At 38.4% G+C, this 18,097-nt stretch carries 18 protein-coding genes and 2 tRNA genes; 5 read left to right on the plus strand and 15 right to left on the minus strand.

The annotated features are described in order from the left end of the window. Positions 1-32: 32 nt before the first annotated feature. Positions 33-2,291 (plus strand): FUSC family protein, encoded by a 2,259-nt coding sequence (locus tag ASG01_RS10110; RefSeq protein WP_055863309.1) that lies wholly within the window; start codon positions 33-35, stop codon positions 2,289-2,291. Here ASG01_RS10110 and ASG01_RS10115 read toward each other — a convergent pair. Then, positions 2,272-2,886 (minus strand): 4'-phosphopantetheinyl transferase superfamily protein, encoded by a 615-nt coding sequence (locus ASG01_RS10115; RefSeq protein WP_055863311.1) that lies wholly within the window; start codon positions 2,884-2,886, stop codon positions 2,272-2,274. The two genes, ASG01_RS10110 and ASG01_RS10115, sit on opposite strands and share 20 nt — an antisense overlap. A gap of 171 nt (positions 2,887-3,057) precedes the next feature. Between ASG01_RS10115 and ahcY the strand changes: the two genes are divergently transcribed. Both ahcY and ASG01_RS10125 read left to right on the plus strand, forming a co-directional pair. Then, positions 3,058-4,374 (plus strand): adenosylhomocysteinase, encoded by a 1,317-nt coding sequence (gene ahcY, locus ASG01_RS10120; protein WP_055863313.1) that lies wholly within the window; start codon positions 3,058-3,060, stop codon positions 4,372-4,374. A 93-nt stretch (positions 4,375-4,467) separates the two neighbouring features. After that, the gene (locus tag ASG01_RS10125; protein ID WP_055863315.1) at positions 4,468-5,028 is read left to right on the plus strand and encodes an acetate uptake transporter; all 561 of its coding nucleotides are present in this window, start codon (positions 4,468-4,470) and stop codon (positions 5,026-5,028) included. Between the two features lie 539 nt (positions 5,029-5,567). Here ASG01_RS10125 and ASG01_RS10130 read toward each other — a convergent pair. Further along, positions 5,568-5,864, minus strand: a complete 297-nt coding sequence (locus tag ASG01_RS10130; RefSeq protein WP_055863317.1) for a GNAT family N-acetyltransferase — start codon at positions 5,862-5,864, stop codon at positions 5,568-5,570. Positions 5,865-5,964: 100 nt separating this feature from the next. On the opposite strand from ASG01_RS10130, the gene ASG01_RS10135 reads away from it, so the two are divergent. Continuing rightward, complete coding sequence (locus ASG01_RS10135) at positions 5,965-7,293, plus strand: PDZ domain-containing protein (RefSeq protein WP_055863319.1); 1,329 nt, start codon at positions 5,965-5,967, stop codon at positions 7,291-7,293. A 1-nt stretch (position 7,294) separates the two neighbouring features. Then, positions 7,295-7,825: a hypothetical protein gene (locus ASG01_RS10140; RefSeq protein ID WP_055863321.1), complete on the plus strand. Its 531-nt coding sequence runs from the start codon at positions 7,295-7,297 to the stop codon at positions 7,823-7,825. On the opposite strand, the gene ASG01_RS10145 is transcribed toward ASG01_RS10140, so the two are convergent. From ASG01_RS10145 to ASG01_RS10205, 13 genes are all read right to left on the minus strand, one after another. Continuing rightward, positions 7,812-8,858, minus strand: a complete 1,047-nt coding sequence (locus ASG01_RS10145) for a L,D-transpeptidase (RefSeq protein ID WP_055863323.1) — start codon at positions 8,856-8,858, stop codon at positions 7,812-7,814. The genes ASG01_RS10140 and ASG01_RS10145 overlap by 14 nt on opposite strands. Before the next feature lie 105 nt (positions 8,859-8,963). Further along, a tRNA-Asp gene (locus ASG01_RS10150) sits at positions 8,964-9,037 on the minus strand. Between the two features lie 31 nt (positions 9,038-9,068). Next, a tRNA-Asp gene (locus ASG01_RS10155) sits at positions 9,069-9,142 on the minus strand. Between the two features lie 131 nt (positions 9,143-9,273). After that, positions 9,274-9,591: a thioredoxin gene (trxA, locus tag ASG01_RS10160; RefSeq protein ID WP_055863325.1), complete on the minus strand. Its 318-nt coding sequence runs from the start codon at positions 9,589-9,591 to the stop codon at positions 9,274-9,276. 55 nt (positions 9,592-9,646) lie between these two features. Continuing rightward, entirely contained in the window at positions 9,647-10,822 is a 1,176-nt protein-coding gene (locus ASG01_RS10165; protein ID WP_055863327.1) for a cysteine desulfurase family protein, read from the minus strand. 51 nt (positions 10,823-10,873) lie between these two features. Further along, on the minus strand, positions 10,874-11,461 hold the full coding sequence (locus ASG01_RS10170; protein ID WP_055863329.1) for an HAD-IB family hydrolase: 588 nt from the start codon (positions 11,459-11,461) through the stop codon (positions 10,874-10,876). 3 nt (positions 11,462-11,464) lie between these two features. Continuing rightward, a complete protein-coding gene (locus ASG01_RS10175) occupies positions 11,465-12,190 on the minus strand; it encodes an SDR family NAD(P)-dependent oxidoreductase (protein WP_055863331.1) in 726 nt (241 codons plus the stop codon). Positions 12,191-12,193: 3 nt separating this feature from the next. Beyond that, a complete protein-coding gene (locus tag ASG01_RS10180; RefSeq protein WP_055863333.1) occupies positions 12,194-13,510 on the minus strand; it encodes an FAD-dependent oxidoreductase in 1,317 nt (438 codons plus the stop codon). Continuing rightward, positions 13,507-14,394: a decaprenyl-phosphate phosphoribosyltransferase gene (locus ASG01_RS10185; RefSeq protein ID WP_055863335.1), complete on the minus strand. Its 888-nt coding sequence runs from the start codon at positions 14,392-14,394 to the stop codon at positions 13,507-13,509. Before ASG01_RS10185 ends, ASG01_RS10180 begins: the two co-directional genes overlap by 4 nt. Before the next feature lie 106 nt (positions 14,395-14,500). Further along, the gene (locus tag ASG01_RS10190; RefSeq protein ID WP_055863337.1) at positions 14,501-15,190 is read right to left on the minus strand and encodes an OmpA family protein; all 690 of its coding nucleotides are present in this window, start codon (positions 15,188-15,190) and stop codon (positions 14,501-14,503) included. Between the two features lie 22 nt (positions 15,191-15,212). Continuing rightward, entirely contained in the window at positions 15,213-15,701 is a 489-nt protein-coding gene (locus tag ASG01_RS10195; protein ID WP_055863339.1) for a lipocalin family protein, read from the minus strand. 100 nt (positions 15,702-15,801) lie between these two features. Then, on the minus strand, positions 15,802-17,469 hold the full coding sequence (locus ASG01_RS10200; RefSeq protein ID WP_055863340.1) for a S8 family serine peptidase: 1,668 nt from the start codon (positions 17,467-17,469) through the stop codon (positions 15,802-15,804). 1 nt (position 17,470) lies between these two features. Next, entirely contained in the window at positions 17,471-18,088 is a 618-nt protein-coding gene (locus ASG01_RS10205; RefSeq protein ID WP_055863342.1) for a WbqC family protein, read from the minus strand. Between the last annotated feature and the right edge of the window lie 9 nt (positions 18,089-18,097).

Consider the following 18,097-nt stretch of genomic DNA (forward strand, 5'->3'; position numbering starts at 1 on the left):
AGTCTTTGCGCATCAATCTGTAATTTTGCAGCATGAACTATTCATCGGAGCTAAAAAAGTTTGTCACCAGCCAATACGTGTATTCGTCGATAAGAATCACGCTTGCTACCGTGCTTCCCTGTCTCGTTCTGGCACATTTTGGTTTGCTCAAAGAATATTTTTTATTTCCGCTGGGTACCAGTTTTGTCGCACTTACCGATCAGCCCGGACCGTTTATCAGAAGAAGAAACTCGCTCACATTCGCTATTTTCTGCTTCGTTTTCGTTTCGCTTATTGCAACGCTCGTCAAAGGAATAATTCCCTTGGTTTTGCTTGAAATTGTTGCTTTCGGAATGTTCTTTTCGCTTATAGGAGTGTACGGACAGCGGCTGGCAGCAGTCGGTTCGCTCGCACTTGTGGTATTGGCGATCTTTATTGACGGACATCTTACCGGCGCCAATATTTTTAAAAGTCTCCTCATTTTCGCAGCAGGCTGCATTTGGTTTCTTTTAATATTTTTAATTGTCACCACAATTCAACCCTATAAACTAGCGAGCCAGATGATCGGTGAAAATTATCTTCAGCTTGCAGATTTTTTAAAAATTAAAGCGAATTTCTATCAGAAAAATCCGGATTTTGATAAGCTTAATACGCAGGTTTTTGCCAAACAGGTTAACATCAAAAATCTTCAGGAGGAAACCCGCGAAACTGTTTTTAAAACGCGAACCATCGTTAACGAATCAACGACCACAAGCCGGCTTCTGATGCTGATGTTTTTGAATTCAATGGATTTACATGAGAAACTCATGACTTCCGAAAGTGATTACCGAAAACTTCAGGAGAGTTTTAAAGACAGCGAAATTTTAGTCAACATCCACGATTATCTTAATATTCTTGCTGAAGAAATTACCAACATCGGAATTTCACTTCAGAGCGGAACGCGCGCAAAACCATTTTCAAATCTTGATATGCATTCAAACAATCTGAATGCACAATATTTCGAACTTCGAAACCGCAAAATGACGCCTGAGAATCTCGAAGATTTCATGATTTTACGCCAAATCATGATGCGGATCAATGAAATTACGAAAGAAATCAGCGAAATTTATAAAGTTTTTTCACAGAATATCAAGCTCGCAAAAAGTCTTTCAACGGGCTTGGATTTCAAAAAATTTCTTCCAAACGAGGAAAAAATTAATTCTAAAGTTCTCAGAAGCAATATTTCTCTTTCCTCGTCACAGTTCCGCCACGCAGTGAGAATTACCGTGGCTTTGTTAATCGGATATTTAGTTTCGTTGCTTCCGTTCATCGAAATTGGCCACACATACTGGATCCTCATCACAATGGTCGCGATCATGAAACCCGCCTACTCGATTACGAAGCAGCGAAATCTTCTCCGCTTTTACGGAACGGTTGCCGGCGCAGTCATCGCTTACGTAATTCTGTATTTCGTCGATGTGCGTCCGATCCTGTTTACGATTTTGCTTCTAAGCATGATTCTCTGCTTCAGTTTGCTGAAAGGAAAATATTTCTGGGCCGTACTATTCATGACGATTTATGTTTTTCTAAGTTTTAATTTTTTAAATCCGGGGAATGTAAATATTATTTTCCGCGACCGAATTGTTGATACGCTGATTGCCGGAATTATCGCGTACATCGTTTCTTACATCGTACTTCCGGTCTGGGAACACACGCAGAATCTGCAGCTGATGAAACTTTCTGCGGAAGCCAATTTAAAATATTTCCAAAGTGTTATTTCTAAATTTTTAACAGAAGATTTTGATCTGCAGGATTATAAAGTCCGTCGGAAAAACGCGATTATTTCTCTTGCAAATCTTTCAGACAATTTTCAGCGGATGATTTCAGACCCGAAAAATCAGCGGAAAAAGCTGGAAGTCGTACATCAGTTTGTAGCAACATCACATCTGGTAACCGCTTACACAGCATCACTTTCGCAGTACGCACAGAAAAATGAAGATTACCCTGAAATTGATTCAGACAGTTGGGCAAAAAAGATTGAAGCCGAAATGATTCAGGTTTCTACGCTTTTAAATGATGAAAAAATCCCGGAGACTTTGCGCATGGACAGCCGTTTGGAACCCGAAGATTCTTCAATCGAAAATCTTTTGAATAAAAGAAAAACCGAACTTCTTGAAAAAGAAGCCTACGACCGTCGCGACCCGAATAAAATTTCGCATTTGACGGAACTGATCAACATTCACGATGTTTTGGAACTGATTTATGATGTTGCCAAAGAACAGCGAAAAGTGATTGAAAAATATAAGGAAGAAACTAAGCCTCAACAATCGTAAAGCAATAATCGTCGAAAAATTTTACGCGCGCTTTAAACTCGTCAGACATCTGATCATCATACACACGGCAACGGATTTCGTCAAGATATTGCAGCTCAAAAGGTTTAACTTCATAATTTTTTTTCAGCGACCAGTACTTGGAGTGATGAATTTTGTACATGCTCTCTTTCACACTCCAGATGATCGTATAAAACGTTTCTGTCTGATTTTCAGGAATAAAACCGCGCTCGTCTTCGTAAATAAATTTATCAACAACGCGAAGAATTTTAGGATTAAATTTTTCAAGATCAATCCCGATTTTATTCTCTGAAATCGCTACCGCCGCGAACGGAAACGAGTGCGTAATGGAAATCTCCGCCGTTTTCGGCTCCAGATAAGGCTCTCTTTCTTTATAAAGAATCTTTGCGCCGGGCTTACAACTTTGCAAAAGTTTTCTTACCATTAAAACTTCAAGTAATTTTTTCGGATGATACAATGCTACTTTTTCCAGGTTTTCCGGTTCCAGCAGATCTTCAGCAGAGAGTTCATCCTGCTCATCATATTTCCAGATCAGAATCGTGGCTTTTTCGTCAGAATAATCGCGGTATAGTGGCATCAAAAAAAATTAAATATGAATTTTCAAAAATAAGAATTTGAAATTTTAGATTCCGACAAAGAATCTGTCTATTTAAAACATAAATAATATCAGGATTTCGCGGTTTTTTATGTAGAATTTATGTCGTAATTTTGGCCCATTAAATTATTCGCAAAATATACAACATTGAATATGAGCACTACAACACAATACATGCCTTACAAAGTGAAGGACATTGCCCTTGCAGAATGGGGAAGAAAAGAAATTACATTAGCTGAAGCTGAAATGCCAGGTTTGATGGCGATTCGCGAAGAATACGGTCCGTCTAAGCCTTTAAAAGGTGCAAGAATCGCGGGTTGTCTTCATATGACGATTCAGACTGCAGTTTTGATCGAAACTTTAGTTGCTTTGGGCGCTGATGTTACCTGGTCTTCTTGTAATATTTTTTCAACTCAGGATCATGCTGCTGCCGCTATTGCTGCTGCAGGAATTCCTGTTTACGCCTGGAAAGGTCTTAATGAAGAAGAATTTGACTGGTGTATCGAGCAGACTATTTTCTTTGGTGAAGACAGAAAGCCATTAAATATGATCTTGGATGATGGTGGCGATTTGACCAATATGGTTTTCGACAGATATCCAGAACTGACGGCTGGTATCAAAGGTCTTTCCGAAGAAACGACAACCGGAGTTCACAGATTGTATGAGAGAATGAAAAACGGAACTTTGGTAATGCCTGCAATCAACGTAAATGATTCAGTGACTAAATCTAAGTTTGACAACAAATATGGTTGTAAAGAATCTGCTGTAGATGCTGTAAGAAGAGCTACAGATATTATGTTGGCTGGTAAAAGAGTGGTAGTTTGCGGTTACGGTGATGTTGGTAAAGGTACTGCCGCTTCTTTCAGAGGTGCTGGTTCTATCGTTACGGTTACTGAAATCGATCCTATCTGTGCTTTACAGGCTGCAATGGACGGTTTTGAAGTTAAAAGATTAGATACTGTAGTAGATAACGCGGATATCGTAATCACTACAACTGGTAACTTCAATATCGTAAGAAAAGAACATTTCTTAAAATTAAAAGATAAAGCGATTGTTTGTAACATCGGTCACTTCGATAACGAAATTGATATGGCTTGGTTAAACGAAAACTACGGTCACACAAAATCTGAAGTGAAGCCACAGGTTGACATCTATACTTTGGAAGAAGGTAAAGAAGTGATCATCCTTGCAGAAGGTAGATTGGTAAACCTTGGCTGTGCAACAGGTCACCCAAGTTTTGTAATGTCTAACTCTTTCTCTAACCAGACTTTAGCTCAAATCGAACTTTGGACAAATTCTGAAGCTTACGGAAACGAAGTTTATATGTTACCAAAACATTTAGATGAAAAAGTAGCAGCGCTTCACCTTAAGAAATTAAGCGTAGAGTTGGAAGTTCTTTCTACTGAGCAGGCTGATTACATCGGCGTTGATGTGAAAGGACCATACAAGCCGGAATATTACAGATACTAAGATTTTAATCTTATACATCATAAACTCTCCAATTTTTTGGAGAGTTTTTTTTTATATTTACATAAAACAATAACCATATAATCTAAATTATTTATGGAGCAAATCATAAAAGACACCACAGCCAATCCGGCACCACTAGGACTTTTCGGTTTCGGAATGACCACTATTTTACTCAACATTCATAACGCTGGATTTTTTGAACTCAATGCTATGATTATGGGAATGGGAATCTTTTTCGGAGGCCTGCAACAGGTAATCGCCGGAATTATGGAATGGAAAAAAGGAAATATTTTTGCCATGTCTGCATTTACATCATACGGTTTTTTCTGGATTTCTCTCGTCACGCTTTGGCTTCTGCCTTTAATTGGCGTGGCAAAACCTGACGGCAATTCTATGGGATGTTATTTAGCAATATGGGGCATTTTCACCTTTGCTCTTTTTATCGCAACATTGAAAGGAAATACCATCGGAAAACTCATTTTTGGTTCACTGGTCATTCTTTTCGCATTACTCTCGGCGGCAAGTTTTACAGGCAATGAAAATATTCACACCATCGCCGGTTACGAAGGAATTCTCTGCGGATCTTTTGCGTTTTACGAAGCGGCGGCTTTGATCATCAACGAAAAATCCGGAAAACAGGTTTTGCCATTGTAGGAAATTTTCAGAAGTAATTATGCTGCCTCCGAATTTTATTTGAAGCAATTCCCGCTATCCACTGCATCTTTTTTCCTTCATTATATTTTCTCAGTAAAAGAAAATTGAAGAAAAAGCAAAAACGGATGTCGTTTCTATCGGGGCTATTAGGTGATTTCTTATCTAATTATAAACTTCTCATCTTTAGTAATCCAAAATCAGCGGTAATATCCTTCTCAGCATTCATTTACTGACATAGAAACTATATATTTAATACAAATTAACAGGAAAACAAAATCAACGCAACACAAAAAGCATCAGATGCCTCCGAGCCTGCATCCTGACTAGCATTAGGTGCGGGCATTATCGCCTACATCGTTGGTTTTGCTTTCTTCTGGCTCTTTTCGGTGCGATTGCCGTGCAGAAAAATACACGCGATAACATGATAGAATAATTTCCACAGATTTTTGTAAGCTTCGCAATTTGCGAAGTTTTTTTTCCATGGTTGCGGCGGCTTCGCCGCCGCAACCATGGAAAAAAACTTATAGTAGAATTTAAAATTACAAAGATTCTTTAAACCAGATATAATTATACTTTTCAGGATTTCTTTTAAACTGCGCGTGAACATACGGACAAAGCGGAACGATTTTCAGATTATTTTCTTCCGCATAAGACACAAGTTTCTCAAGTAAAATTTTCGCAAAACCTCTTCCTTCAAAAGCAGAATCGACTTCGGTATGATATACTGCGAGTTTGTCGCGCAAGACCGAGATATCCATTTTACCGGCTTTTACATCATCCGAAAACAGTTGCACTTCGCCACGGATTCCGTTTAATAAAACATTTGTTTTTTCCATTAATTTTACTTTTATGTAAATCTACACTGCAAAAATATTTTTACGCTTGATGTATGATAATTTAAGGTGACCGTAATCATATTTTAAGTAAATTCATACAATGAAACCCTTTGCAGCCATTTTATTTCTACTGATCAGCATTTTCCCAAATGCACAGAACAGTTTTGAAATAAAAGAAGGCAACCAAGTCACTATTCCTTTTCAGCTAATTAATAATTTAATCTTTGTTCCTGTTACGATTAATGGAGTTTCCCTCACCTTTCTGCTTGATACCGGCGTTTCTGAAACAACCATTTTCAGTCTGGAAGACAAAGAAATGAAACTTGAAAATTTAGAAAAATTGAACTTTTCAGGCTTGGGAAGTAGCGCCAGTATTCAGGGCTACAAATCTGATCTTAACACTGCAGTGATTGCAAAAAATTTCGTCAACAATTCCTGTGCGCTTTACATACTTCTAGATCAGGGAATCAATATTTCGTCGCACGTCGGAATTCCGGTAAACGGTATTCTCGGCTACCATTTTTTTAAAAATCATGCGCTAATTATTAATTATCAGACAAAAAAAATTACCGTTTTTAATGATGAAAACACATTTTTGAGAAAAATAAAAAAGTTTAAAACGCTTCCAATCAGTATCGAAAAGAATAAACCGTACGCACTTTCTGATGTAGATGTTTCAAAAAATCTGTCGGAACCTACCTCAAAACTTTTAATTGATCTCGGAAACAGCGACGCACTCTGGATTTTCCCATCAGTAGCCTCGCCATTTATCAACAAAAAACCAAGCATTGATGATTACCTCGGAAGAGGATTTAACGGTGATATTTTTGGTAAAAGAAGCAGGATCTTCAATTTTTCAATAGCCGGTTTTTCATTTGAAAAACCTTTGATGGCAATGCCTGACGAAAATTCTATTAAGCACGTTATTCTTGTAGATGGCCGAAAAGGTTCTGTAGGAGGAGAAATTATGCGGAGATTTACCGTAGGTTTCGATTATCCGAATCACAGACTTTATCTGCGAAAAAATAAAGCTTATGACGAACCTTTTCATTTTAATATGAGTGGTTTAGATTTTGAGCAGGTCGGCGTAGAATGGGAAAAAGATATTCTTACACTTGAAAGCAAACCTAAAGATGCCAGTAGTGCTGTTCCTATCATCAATAATAATGTGCAGTACCGTTTTGTTTTAAAACCTGTTTTTTCGGTCGCCGGGGTTAGAAAAGATTCTCCGGGTGACAAAGCCGGTTTAGAGAAAGGCGACAAGTTAATCAGCATCAATGGCCGTAAAACTTCCGAAATGACATTAAAGAAGATTATCGAAATAATGAAATCTGATGAAGGAAAAACCATCTCGATGATTGTGGAAAGAAAAAACCGGCTACTGCCAATACAATTTACTTTAGAAGACCCAATACCTTACCAAGAATAAAATGCAGACACAGGAAACGACTTTAGATAAAATAAGAAACCGCCCGCGGTTTAAAATGTTTACAACACTTACAAAAGAAGAATATGCCGAAAATCTGAAGCATTATTTGGATGAGCACCAACAGGAATTTGCAGGAAACGTAAATATTGAACTGGCGACAATCTGTGTAAAAACGAAAGAAGATGATTACTGGAAACCCAACTTATCACTTCGCACTGAGCAGGAAGATGATCAGATCGTCATACGTGGGATTTTTGGACCGAGTTCTTCTGTCTGGACATTTTTTATGTTTCTATACTTTCTGTTCACTATTCTTTGGATGACATTTTTTACAATGTATTATGTAGAAAATCAAATCGACAGCCATGAATTTCCCTGGGCTTTACCGGCTTCTTTTGTTATGCTGGCATGCATTGCCGCAACTTATGCCGCTGCAAGAATCGGACAGAATAAAGCAAAAGACGAAATGACGAAACTTCGCAGATTTGCCGAAGAATCGACACTACCAGATGAAAAGATTATGGATTTGTAGCTGGTTGTTCTGCTGCAGATATTTCTTTTGGCTCATCGATAACTGATTTAGCCGCTTTTATTGAATCTGAAACTGTCTCACGGTTAGTCTGTTCTTTAATCATTCGCTCAACATGCGGTTCGATAATTTTCGTCATCTGCTCCACTGAGATATTATTTGAATTTGGATCATCAAGAAGATTTCTCCATGGTTTTCTTTTTCCCCATCCGTAATCACCAAAAACGATTACGGCAGTTCCTTTTGCTTTTGTGGTTGCTCCACCAGGATTTAAAATCCAGGTGTCAGCATAATTATAAAGCCATTTTGCATCATTCAGTAAAAGACGTAAACATGAGTGTGAAGCTGGATAACCAGGCAAATCATACTGATGCCAACCGATACCTTCGGAATTCCAGATATTAAAATTATAAGGTAATTTCCACTCGCTCTTCACGGTTGAAATTGCAAGTTTTTTCTTCCAGTTGGCAAATGTTAAACCTCTTTTTGTCTGCGCTGATTTTTTTCCCATACTTGTTGGCCCCCACTTTACCAAAGTTCCGTTTGAATAAACGCCATAAGCCTGAATAGGATATGAAAAAATCACAAACTTTTTCACACCGGACAATACATCAATCTGCATAGGAAAAGGTGAATAAGACATCAAAGTAGTGTCTATTTTTGCGGGAACAACAAGCGTATCTGCATTCCATTTACTTCTGCTATCAAGTCGGTTTAAGGCTAAAATGGCGTAGCGTTCACGCTCATTATATTTTTTTGCAAATACACTGAACATAGAATCACGCATTTTTTTTTCTTTAGGAATAACGAAGGCATTATAAAATCCGTTCTCCTGCATTACCGGCGGCTTCGATTCTTTCTGAACGACCTTCTCTTCAGCTTTTGCCGAATCTTTTTCAGGACCTTTTAAAATATCAGTTAGAGGATTGTTGCTGCGGTCAGAATCTTTTTGTTTTTCATCCTTTTTACAGGAAGTTATGGAAAGAGCAATAAGAAAAAAAATAGATAAGATTCTGGTCAGCCGAAAAGTTTTCATGTGTTTAATATGGTTTGTACCGATGATACAAATATCAGACCCAATATTTCACATGTGGCATCTGTTAAAACAAAAAAAATCTTCTATAAAAATAGAAGATTTCTGCGATCCGGACGGGACTCGAACCCGCGACCTCCGCCGTGACAGGGCGGCATTCTAACCAGCTGAACTACCGGATCAATTTTTTTGAAGTAAATTGTAAACTTTTTGCGATCCGGACGGGACTCGAACCCGCGACCTCCGCCGTGACAGGGCGGCATTCTAACCAGCTGAACTACCGGATCTCAAACAATATCTTCGGCAAATGCCTTGTTTATTGTGGTTGCAAAAATACAACAATTATGTAAATCTGCAAGTTTTCATATAAAAAAAATGCTTTCCGCATTGGAAAGCATTCATTATCAAAGCTATTATTTTATAAATGAGCGCTCAGTTTCTCAGCGATCACTTCTTTAGGCGTTACTCCAACAAGTTTTTCAACCACTTCACCATTCTTGAAGATAAGAACTGTAGGTATATTACGGATTCCGTACTGCATAGAAATTTCCTGATTGTTGTCTACATCTACCTTTCCTACAACTGCTTTACCGTCAAAATCGGTAGCAACCTCTTCAATGATCGGTCCCAAAGTACGGCAAGGGCCACACCAAACTGCCCAGAAATCTACCAATACCGGTTTATCTGAATTTAAAACTGTTTCTTTAAACGAACTGTCTGTAATCTCTAAAGCCATTTTATATATTTTATTTAAATTATAAGATCAAAATTAACACTTTTTTCTGATAACGCTATCTATGCTCAGCATCGGCTTTCTCTATAACAAAATCATGAGAAATTTCTTTTAAGGCATCAACCAACACATCAATTTCTTCTTTTGTGGTCAAATGACTGAAAGAAACTCTGAGCGGCGTACAGTCATCCATTTCATATTCTGAAAGCACCATCATCATTACCATCGAAGGTTTCGAAGCTCCAGAAGAACACGCACTTCCCTGAGAAATAGCGATGCCCTTCATATCGAGCTGTAATCCGATTAAAGGATTCTTATAAGGCAAAAGTACGCTTACTACAGTGTACAGACTGTTATTGAGTTCTGCACTTCTTCCGTTAAATTTTACGCCCGGAATTTCTGCTGACAATCTGTCGATCGCGTATTGTTTTACAGTTTCCATTTGGTTTCTGTACTCATTCATGTGATTGATGGAAAGTTCTAAAGCTTTACCCAAACCTACAATACCACATACATTTTCTGTTCCCGCGCGTAGGCTTCTTTCCTGCGGACCACCTGTAATAATTCCTTTCAGACCGCTGCTTTTTCTTAAAAATGCAAAACCAACGCCTTTTGGTCCGTGAAATTTGTGTGCGCTGCAAGAAGCAAAATCAACCGGAATGTCAGAAAAATCAAGATCCATGTGTGCCATTGTCTGCACCGTATCTGAGTGAAAAAGCGCGTTGTACTTTTTACATAGTTCCGCGGTTTCTTTCAGATTAATCAGATTTCCGATCTCATTATTGGCGTGCATCAAACTTACCAAAGTTTTTTTGTCGGAAGATTTTAGTAATTCTTCCAGCCTATTCATATCAATATCACCTTTCTCATTCGGACGAATGTAAGCCACCTCAACACCTTTCCGCGATTTCATATCCAAAATACTTTCCGAAACACATTTGTGCTCCATCGGCGAGCTGATAATCCTTTCAACACCCAAATGAGTAACACTCGATTTGATGATCATATTATTGGATTCTGTACCGCAAGACGTGAAAATAATCTCAGCTGGCGACACTTTCAGATACTCTGCAACCTGCCTTCTCACATTTTCGATCAGAATTTTAGCTTCCTGTCCAAAACTGTGCGTGGAAGAAGGATTTCCAAAATTCATTTTCATGGCATCTACCATCGCATCGATAACTTCCTCAGAAAGCGGTGTCGTTGCGGCATTGTCGAGATATATTTTATTCATTTTAAAATGTGAGTATTAAGATTTAAGAAAAGGAAAAATTATCATCCAAAATTAATGAAAAAAACGGTAATGACCTTCATCTGCCCATTTTAACATTGCCCTGTCGCCGGAAGTATCTCCGAAAGCGATGATTTTATCGTATTTCTTCCCTTCAATTTCTTTTTTAATGCAGATTAATTTTTCGTCGCCATTGCAGTTTTTACCGATAAAATTTCCTGTAAAAACTCCGTTTTTAATCTCTCCGCGGGTCGAAACCAGCTTCATATTCAGTTTATCCGCAAAATGTTTTGCCCAAATATCCAGCGACGCAGTCACCAGTAAGCTTTCTGTATTTTGAAGATCTCTTTGCGCCAAAAAATCAAGGGCATTCTGCCTCATGATCTTTGAAAAATATTCATCAAAAAAAATCTTTGATTTCTGCTCAAGTTTATGTTGCGGCTGACCTTTTAAGATCGATCCGACAAAACTTTTTTTCACCTTTTCCGTCTGTGCAAGTTTCAGTTTAAGCAAGATAAAAAGTGGAATATGCCTTAAAAACTGCCACCTGAATTTGGCCGGATTGTAAAATTTCAGAAACAGAAACATCGTATCGCCGTGTGTAAGCGTTCCGTCGAAATCAAAACAGTAAAGCTTTTTCATCAGTTACAGTTTTAATTTTTTAAAGATAAATTCCGGTATATTTTTTATAATCAGCATGATCAAGCCCCAGATAGGGAGCACATAGATAACATTCTTTTCCTTTAAATATCCTTTATAAATACATTCTGCGGCTTGCATTGGCGTTGCCGTAAGTTTTGGATTAAGCGGTAAACCCTCAGTCATCTTTGTGTCCATAAAACCGGGTTTCACAGTCATTACATGAACTTTTTTATCGAAAAGATAATTACGAAGTCCGCTCAGATAAGCGGTAAAAGCAGCTTTAGCGCTTCCATAAATAAAATTACTTTGCCTTCCGCGTTCGCCCGCCACCGATGACAGTCCGATAACCGTTCCGGAACGCTGATTTTCAAATTTGTGTGCAAAATAGTTCAGTAAAGGAACAAGTTTCGCGTAATTTATATTGATAATTCTCTCCGAATTTTTATTGTCGTACAAAGAATCTTCTGTGCTCTCACCAAGAAAACCGGTCGCACAAAAAAGCAGTTGAGAAGTAATATGATCGAGCTGATGATAGTTAATTTCTTTCATCAGATCAATCTCAATAATCTCCGATTGCTGCAGAAATTTCACGTCGATATGACGCGCAAAACGTTCCGTCGTCTCGCGATTTGAGGTCAGCAGATAAATTCGCTCGTATTTTTCGCCTTCCTGCAGACACTTTTCTACAAAAGCCTGCGCCACTTCCGACGTACTTCCCAGAACAATCATTTTCTATTGGTTGTTTAAAATTCTTTTGTGCTGCAGCGAAACAAACTTCGAGTTCTGCACATTTTTGAGATAATTGGTGAGCGAAGAGCGGCTCATACTGTCTTTGGTAAGATAAATTCTTCCGCCAAATTCTTCCACAATATCATCGAGTTTGGCGATGAGTTTCGGCAGTTTTGAATTCACTTTAAAATCAAGCGCTAAAGTATAGCCACGCTGCGGAAAAGAATTGTATGCCTCAGGATTTTCATCCCCAAAAAGTTTCAAAACTGCCAAAAAAGATCCGTTTCCACTGTGCGCAATCGTTTCCAAGATTTTCTTCATTCCTTCTTTGCCGTTTAATTTCGGAATCACCATTTGATATTGTATGAAACCGTCGGTTCCGTAGATCTTATTCCAGTTTTTTATGGCATCAAGCGGATAAAAAAACGTTTCGTAATCGATGATGTTTTTAACTTCTTTTTGAGCCTGCTTTTTATAATAAAAATAATTGAAAAGCAGTACAGTAAGCGAATTCAACACAAAACCCGGAAAGAAAAAAGGAACATTAGGCGAAAATTTTTTCTTCAGCCGTAAAGGTTTTTTCGCAGGTTCGCCGCGTAACTCGTGAGAAAAAGCATGTTCGCCACGCATCAAAATACTTCTGCCAATTTTATCTCCTTTTTGAAGACAGTCGATCCATGCAACGGTGTAAGTCCAGCTTTCGCTTTCGTCGAAAAGTTTAAAAATCTCATCAAGATTTTCTGCTTTAATGCTTTCCTGACGGATGTAGGCAGATTCTATGTTTTTAAGCTTAAATTTCGCATTTAGAATAATTCCCGTAAGTCCCATTCCGCCAATGGTTGCCCAAAATTTTTCCTGATTTTCCTCACGCGAACATTTAATGATTTCGCCATCTTCTTTCATTAAAGAAAATTCCAGAACATATTCTGAAAAACAACCTTCAGAATGATGATTTTTCCCGTGAATATCTGATGCAATCGCGCCACCGACAGAAACAAATTTGGTGCCTGGAGTCACGTACAGAAAATATCCCTGCGGAACACAGATTTCAAGAATTTCAGAAAGCAAAACGCCGGATTCACATTCTATAATTCCGTTAAGACGGTCAAAACTTATAAATTTATTTAATTTTTTAGTGGAAAAAATAGCGTCACCAAGTGAGGCATCACCGTAGCAACGGCCGTTTCCGCGCGCGATAACTTCTTTGTGATTGAGAACAAAATCTTTGATCTTCGCGAAGCTGTCTTCCGACTTCATTTCTTTTTCCACAACGGGATAGTTTCCCCAATTGGCTACTTTTTGGATAAAATTTGGTTTCATTTTTTAAAGTAGATTTGTATTAGAAATGCGGCAACCCAAAGAACTAAAGTGATCTGAATGTAGCGGTCGCGGTAAAAAATTTTGGTCGGTGATTCCGTTCTGTTATAAACTAAAGTTTGCTGCAGATATCTCAAAAAAGCAAAAACAACAAAAATTACAGTAAAAAATACGCGCTCATGAAATCTTGCCTGAACTTCTGGAGAAAGCGTGAACATGAGATAACAGATGATGGCGAGCGTGACAGAAATCGATAAGGTAATATCGGCAAACTGCACATTATAACCATCAAGCGAACGTCTCGTTTTGCCGGAAACCTGCGCGTTAATCAACTCTCCCCGACGTTTTCCTATCGCTAAAACCAAGGCTAAAACGAAAGTCAGCAGCTGCGCCCACTGCGAGATTTTAATATCTGTCATATAACCGCCCGCCAAAACGCGGAGTACAAAACCCGTTGCGATGATAAAAATATCGATGATGGCGACGTGCTTCAGTTTGAAGGTGTATGCGAGATTCATCAGAAAATAAATCGCGATTACCGCGGCGAATTTCCAGAGGCTTTCGTCTGACAAATACTGCGCATAAAAGATCAGTGAAATATCTAAAACCATGAGCGCAATAAGTAAAAAAATTGCGGTTTTCTTATTTATCGCGCCACTTGCGAGCGGACGTCTGCATTTTTCAGGATGTTTGCGGTCGGCTTCTATATCGTTGTAATCATTAAGAATATAGACAACACTGGCCGCGAGAGAAAAGATAACGAAAGCAAAAATACTTTTAGAAAGAAGATCTAAATTTTTAATATTCCCTGAGAAAAACAGCGGCACGAAAACAAAAAGATTTTTCACCCATTGCTCGACGCGCAGCAGTTTAAGATATTTCTTCATTTGCTTTGTTTCAGTTGCAAAAGTAGTGATTTTCAAAGATAATTATCGCACTTTAAAGGCACAAAAAAACCGCCGAAGCGGTTTGTAGTAATTTCTTTTGTAACGATTACTGCTCGTTCTTAGAGTCGTTGATCATTTTTTCGTTTGCTGTAATCGCAAATTCTACACGTCTGTTTAAAGCTCTTCCGGCATCGGTATCATTTGTTGCTACCGGCATACTTTCACCCTCACCTTTCGCAAACATTCTGCTGTTGGCAATTCCTCGTGCTGCTAAATACGCTTTCACTGCATTTGCTCTGCGTTCAGATAATTTTTGATTATAATCATCCGCGCCTTTGCTGTCAGTATAACCGTAAATATTAATGTTCGTATCTGGGTTATTTACCAAAACTGTTCTCAATTTATCAAGGTTAGCTTTTGCGGTAGCGGTAAGATCTGATGAATCGAAAGCGAAATTTACAATACTTTCATTCAACGTAATTTTAATCCCGTCTCCTACTCTTTCCACTTCGGCACCAGGAAGTGTTTCTTTAATTTCCTTCGCCTGCTTGTCCATTTTTCGTCCGATAACGTTACCCGCAACACCACCGATTACACCACCTAATACTGCTCCCAAAGCACCGTTTCCGCCACGGCCAACGTTATTTCCGAGAACGCCACCAAGTACTGCACCAGATGCTGCACCGACAGCAGTTCCTCTCTGCTGATTGTTTGAATTTTTTACGGCCTCACAACCTGTTAAAAACATGGTTGCTGATAAAAAAGTGGCTGCTATATATGTTTTTGTATATTTCATTTTGTTAAATTTTTAATGATTATTATTTACCTGTTCTCTGGAAGTTGTAAACAACTCTTACAGTTGAACCTTCGAACGGTACGTTTTGCTCTAATGAGAGCATATTCTCAGTCTGACTTACCAACGTCAGAGAATATCCCATCGTATTTTGCTTTGGTTTTGTACCGTCGGCAACTTTTTTAAACATAAAGGTGTTCCCGTTCATTACCTCAAATTTTATAGGTTGGGTTAATGTCGGGCAGTTTCCTCCGCCATTCAGCATATAAGTTCCGGTATAGTTGTTTGGAACCAAAGTCCACATACTTCCAACGAAACACTGCGCATCTGCACCTTCATCGAATGGCTTAATGCTGTAATTTTTATCATAATCGATGCTTGTGATCTGCCATGTTCCTTTCATTTTCAAAAACTCGGCTCTGTTGCCCTGTGCAGCACCTGCGTTTTTCACACCCGAACAAGATGTCGCTAACAGCGATGTTCCCAGGATACCTGCTAGAAGTAATTTTTTCATAACGTAGTTTATATTTTAAACACTTATAACAAAAAACCGTGCCAAGATTTTCCATAAAAAAAGCCCGCAATCGCGAGCTGTATTGAAATTCAACATATTACTATGCTTTCACTTTCTTTTTTGCTTTCGCAGGTTTCGTTTTAGAATTCGATTTTCCTGTGTAAAAATTGTTGTACGCATATTCTGCAGCTTTTTTTACATCAATAACACCTCCAGCCTGAGAATATTTACCAAAATCGTTTTCGTTGGTTGCGTTGCTGCTTTTCACCAAAGCTTCTATAATCTGAGAAGGTTTAAGATCCGGCATATACGCCAAAAGAACTGCTGCTGCACCTGCCACTACCGGCGATGCCATCGAGGTTCCCTGAAGATATTCGTATTTATTTTCCGGAACGGTAGAATAAATTTCTTCACCAGGAGCAAAAACGTTTACCATTGTTTTGTTATAGTTTGAAAAATCTGCTCTCAAAGCACTGTTTTTGTTTGTGCTTGCTCCAACAACTAAAACATTGTTTACGAACGGTGTCGCATCAGTTATATTTTTGAAATTAGTCGGGTAAGCTAAATGCTCGGCAACATCTTCATTTTCGTTTCCGGCAGCTTTTACCAACAATACATTTTTATCCTGAGCATATTTAAATGCATCCCAAACCACGTTTTTACCTGGAGAAACAGGTTTTCCGAAGCTCATATTCAAAACTTTCGCACCGTTGTCAACGGCATATCGGATTGCGTTTGCAACGTCTTTATCACGTTCATCACCATTTGGAACAGTACGAACCGTCATAATCTTCGCCACTTTAGAAGCAATTCCGTACTGCACTTCAGAACCTTGTGGAGTTCCAGCAATAATTCCTGCAACGTGCGTTCCGTGTGTTGCATCCGGACCCTGATAATGGTTGTTTCCGTATTTTTTTTCAGAATAATCATCGTAGTTGTCACCAACGATCTCTTTTCTCGGATCAAAATCTGTATCATACTGCTTTGCCATCGGACCGAAATGATCTAAAGCACCTTTAAGTTCTTTTCTGATTAAAACTTCAACTTCTGCAGGTGTTTTTCCGGCAAATTCAGGGTTCTGAACCAGATTATTTAAAACCTGTAATCCCATCGCTTCTTTCTGATCAGCAGGTTTTACAGTAGCAAGATTTTCTTTGGTTAAAGTCTTTCCGCCCATCACTTTGATCATTGCAGGAACCGCATCATTCAGTGTGCTGAAACGCTGGTAATTTTGCTTGGCATCAATACTTTTCTTGCTGAAAAGTTCTTTAGACTTCATATACATCGCAAATTCTTCCGGCATTTTTGCCTGATTCGCTTTGTTTTTTGCAGAATCTTCACCTTCGAAAACAGGCTTGTATTTAGCTACAACACGCGTAACTTCCATGTTGTCTACATCAATATCACCGTTTTTTCCACCGATGAAATTCCATCCGTGTACGTCATCGATATATCCGTTTCCATCATCATCTTTTCCGTTATTCGGAACTTCATTTACATTCGTCCAGATATTTTTAGCCAAACCAGGATGAGTTACCTGCACGCCGCTGTCGAGAACTCCAACAATAACATTTTTTGGTTTTAAACCTTTTGATTCTAAGAATTTATATGCATTATCGGTATTTACACCGTATACATTTGTTGTTGAAAAATCTTTATGATACCACGTCATAAGATCTTTATCGTTTGTAGTTTCAGCCTTTGTGCCCTGAGCATTGCTGAAACCTAAACCTGCAAAAAAAACTGCAGCCAATAATACCTTTTTCATGTTAATATTCTTGTTTAATATTTCTAAGATAAGTAGCAGATTCCGGTCCTTTGTTACAGAGCAGATCGATAACCGACAAATCTTTTATAAAACCATGTTTGTCGCTGAAGGTTTGATAATATTCTTCCAATGCCGATTCTGAAGGTTTCTTTGCTGAAAAACTTTCTCTCATATCTATCTGTTCCGGCTCCCGGAAATATTCTTCAGTGAAGGTGAAATCTCTTTCAGTTTTTAAAATTTTTAAAATAATGTCTAAAGATTTCAGATTAAAATCGAGAAGGAATTTTTCTTTTTGTAAAAAAATCGGAGCCAGTTTATCTTCGTAATATTCAAAATAAGGGGAACTCTGATAGGCAGTTTTGATTGATTTCCAGTGAAGTTTCTGCCAGTCTTCGCGATACGAAATTTCGGTTTCCCTGTATTCTCTTTTGCCATTATGATTAATTGGAATAATGAGTGAAAGTGTCCCATTAGCGCCGAAAACATTTGCGCGGTTTCTGAAAGTCTGCTTCGGGAAATTTTCAAACTTTTCAAAAGTGATTTCATTTTCCTGATCAAGAAAAGCAGAAAACCACGAGACTGGCGGAAGGTAGAATATGGGTAAAAGAATGTTTTTCATAGTAAAAAA

Source organism: Chryseobacterium sp. Leaf180, assembly GCF_001424585.1.
Taxonomy (GTDB): Bacteria; Bacteroidota; Bacteroidia; order Flavobacteriales; family Weeksellaceae; genus Chryseobacterium.

Excerpts from the sequence above, each read along its gene's own strand:
- ASG01_RS10110 (WP_055863309.1), top strand. The coding sequence starts at position 33 with ATGAACTATTCATCGGAGCTAAAAAAGTTTGTCACCAGCCAATACGTG.
- ASG01_RS10145 (WP_055863323.1), bottom strand. The coding sequence starts at position 8,858 with ATGAAAACTTTTCGGCTGACCAGAATCTTATCTATTTTTTTTCTTATT.
- ASG01_RS10115 (WP_055863311.1), bottom strand. The coding sequence starts at position 2,886 with ATGCCACTATACCGCGATTATTCTGACGAAAAAGCCACGATTCTGATC.
- ASG01_RS10195 (WP_055863339.1), bottom strand. The coding sequence starts at position 15,701 with ATGAAAAAATTACTTCTAGCAGGTATCCTGGGAACATCGCTGTTAGCG.
- ahcY (WP_055863313.1), top strand. The coding sequence starts at position 3,058 with ATGAGCACTACAACACAATACATGCCTTACAAAGTGAAGGACATTGCC.
- ASG01_RS10205 (WP_055863342.1), bottom strand. The coding sequence starts at position 18,088 with ATGAAAAACATTCTTTTACCCATATTCTACCTTCCGCCAGTCTCGTGG.
- ASG01_RS10180 (WP_055863333.1), bottom strand. The coding sequence starts at position 13,510 with ATGAAACCAAATTTTATCCAAAAAGTAGCCAATTGGGGAAACTATCCC.
- ASG01_RS10165 (WP_055863327.1), bottom strand. The coding sequence starts at position 10,822 with ATGAATAAAATATATCTCGACAATGCCGCAACGACACCGCTTTCTGAG.
- ASG01_RS10200 (WP_055863340.1), bottom strand. The coding sequence starts at position 17,469 with ATGAAAAAGGTATTATTGGCTGCAGTTTTTTTTGCAGGTTTAGGTTTC.
- ASG01_RS10135 (WP_055863319.1), top strand. The coding sequence starts at position 5,965 with ATGAAACCCTTTGCAGCCATTTTATTTCTACTGATCAGCATTTTCCCA.
- trxA (WP_055863325.1), bottom strand. The coding sequence starts at position 9,591 with ATGGCTTTAGAGATTACAGACAGTTCGTTTAAAGAAACAGTTTTAAAT.
- ASG01_RS10140 (WP_055863321.1), top strand. The coding sequence starts at position 7,295 with ATGCAGACACAGGAAACGACTTTAGATAAAATAAGAAACCGCCCGCGG.
- ASG01_RS10125 (WP_055863315.1), top strand. The coding sequence starts at position 4,468 with ATGGAGCAAATCATAAAAGACACCACAGCCAATCCGGCACCACTAGGA.
- ASG01_RS10130 (WP_055863317.1), bottom strand. The coding sequence starts at position 5,864 with ATGGAAAAAACAAATGTTTTATTAAACGGAATCCGTGGCGAAGTGCAA.
- ASG01_RS10190 (WP_055863337.1), bottom strand. The coding sequence starts at position 15,190 with ATGAAATATACAAAAACATATATAGCAGCCACTTTTTTATCAGCAACC.
- ASG01_RS10175 (WP_055863331.1), bottom strand. The coding sequence starts at position 12,190 with ATGATTGTTCTGGGAAGTACGTCGGAAGTGGCGCAGGCTTTTGTAGAA.
- ASG01_RS10170 (WP_055863329.1), bottom strand. The coding sequence starts at position 11,461 with ATGAAAAAGCTTTACTGTTTTGATTTCGACGGAACGCTTACACACGGC.
- ASG01_RS10185 (WP_055863335.1), bottom strand. The coding sequence starts at position 14,394 with ATGAAGAAATATCTTAAACTGCTGCGCGTCGAGCAATGGGTGAAAAAT.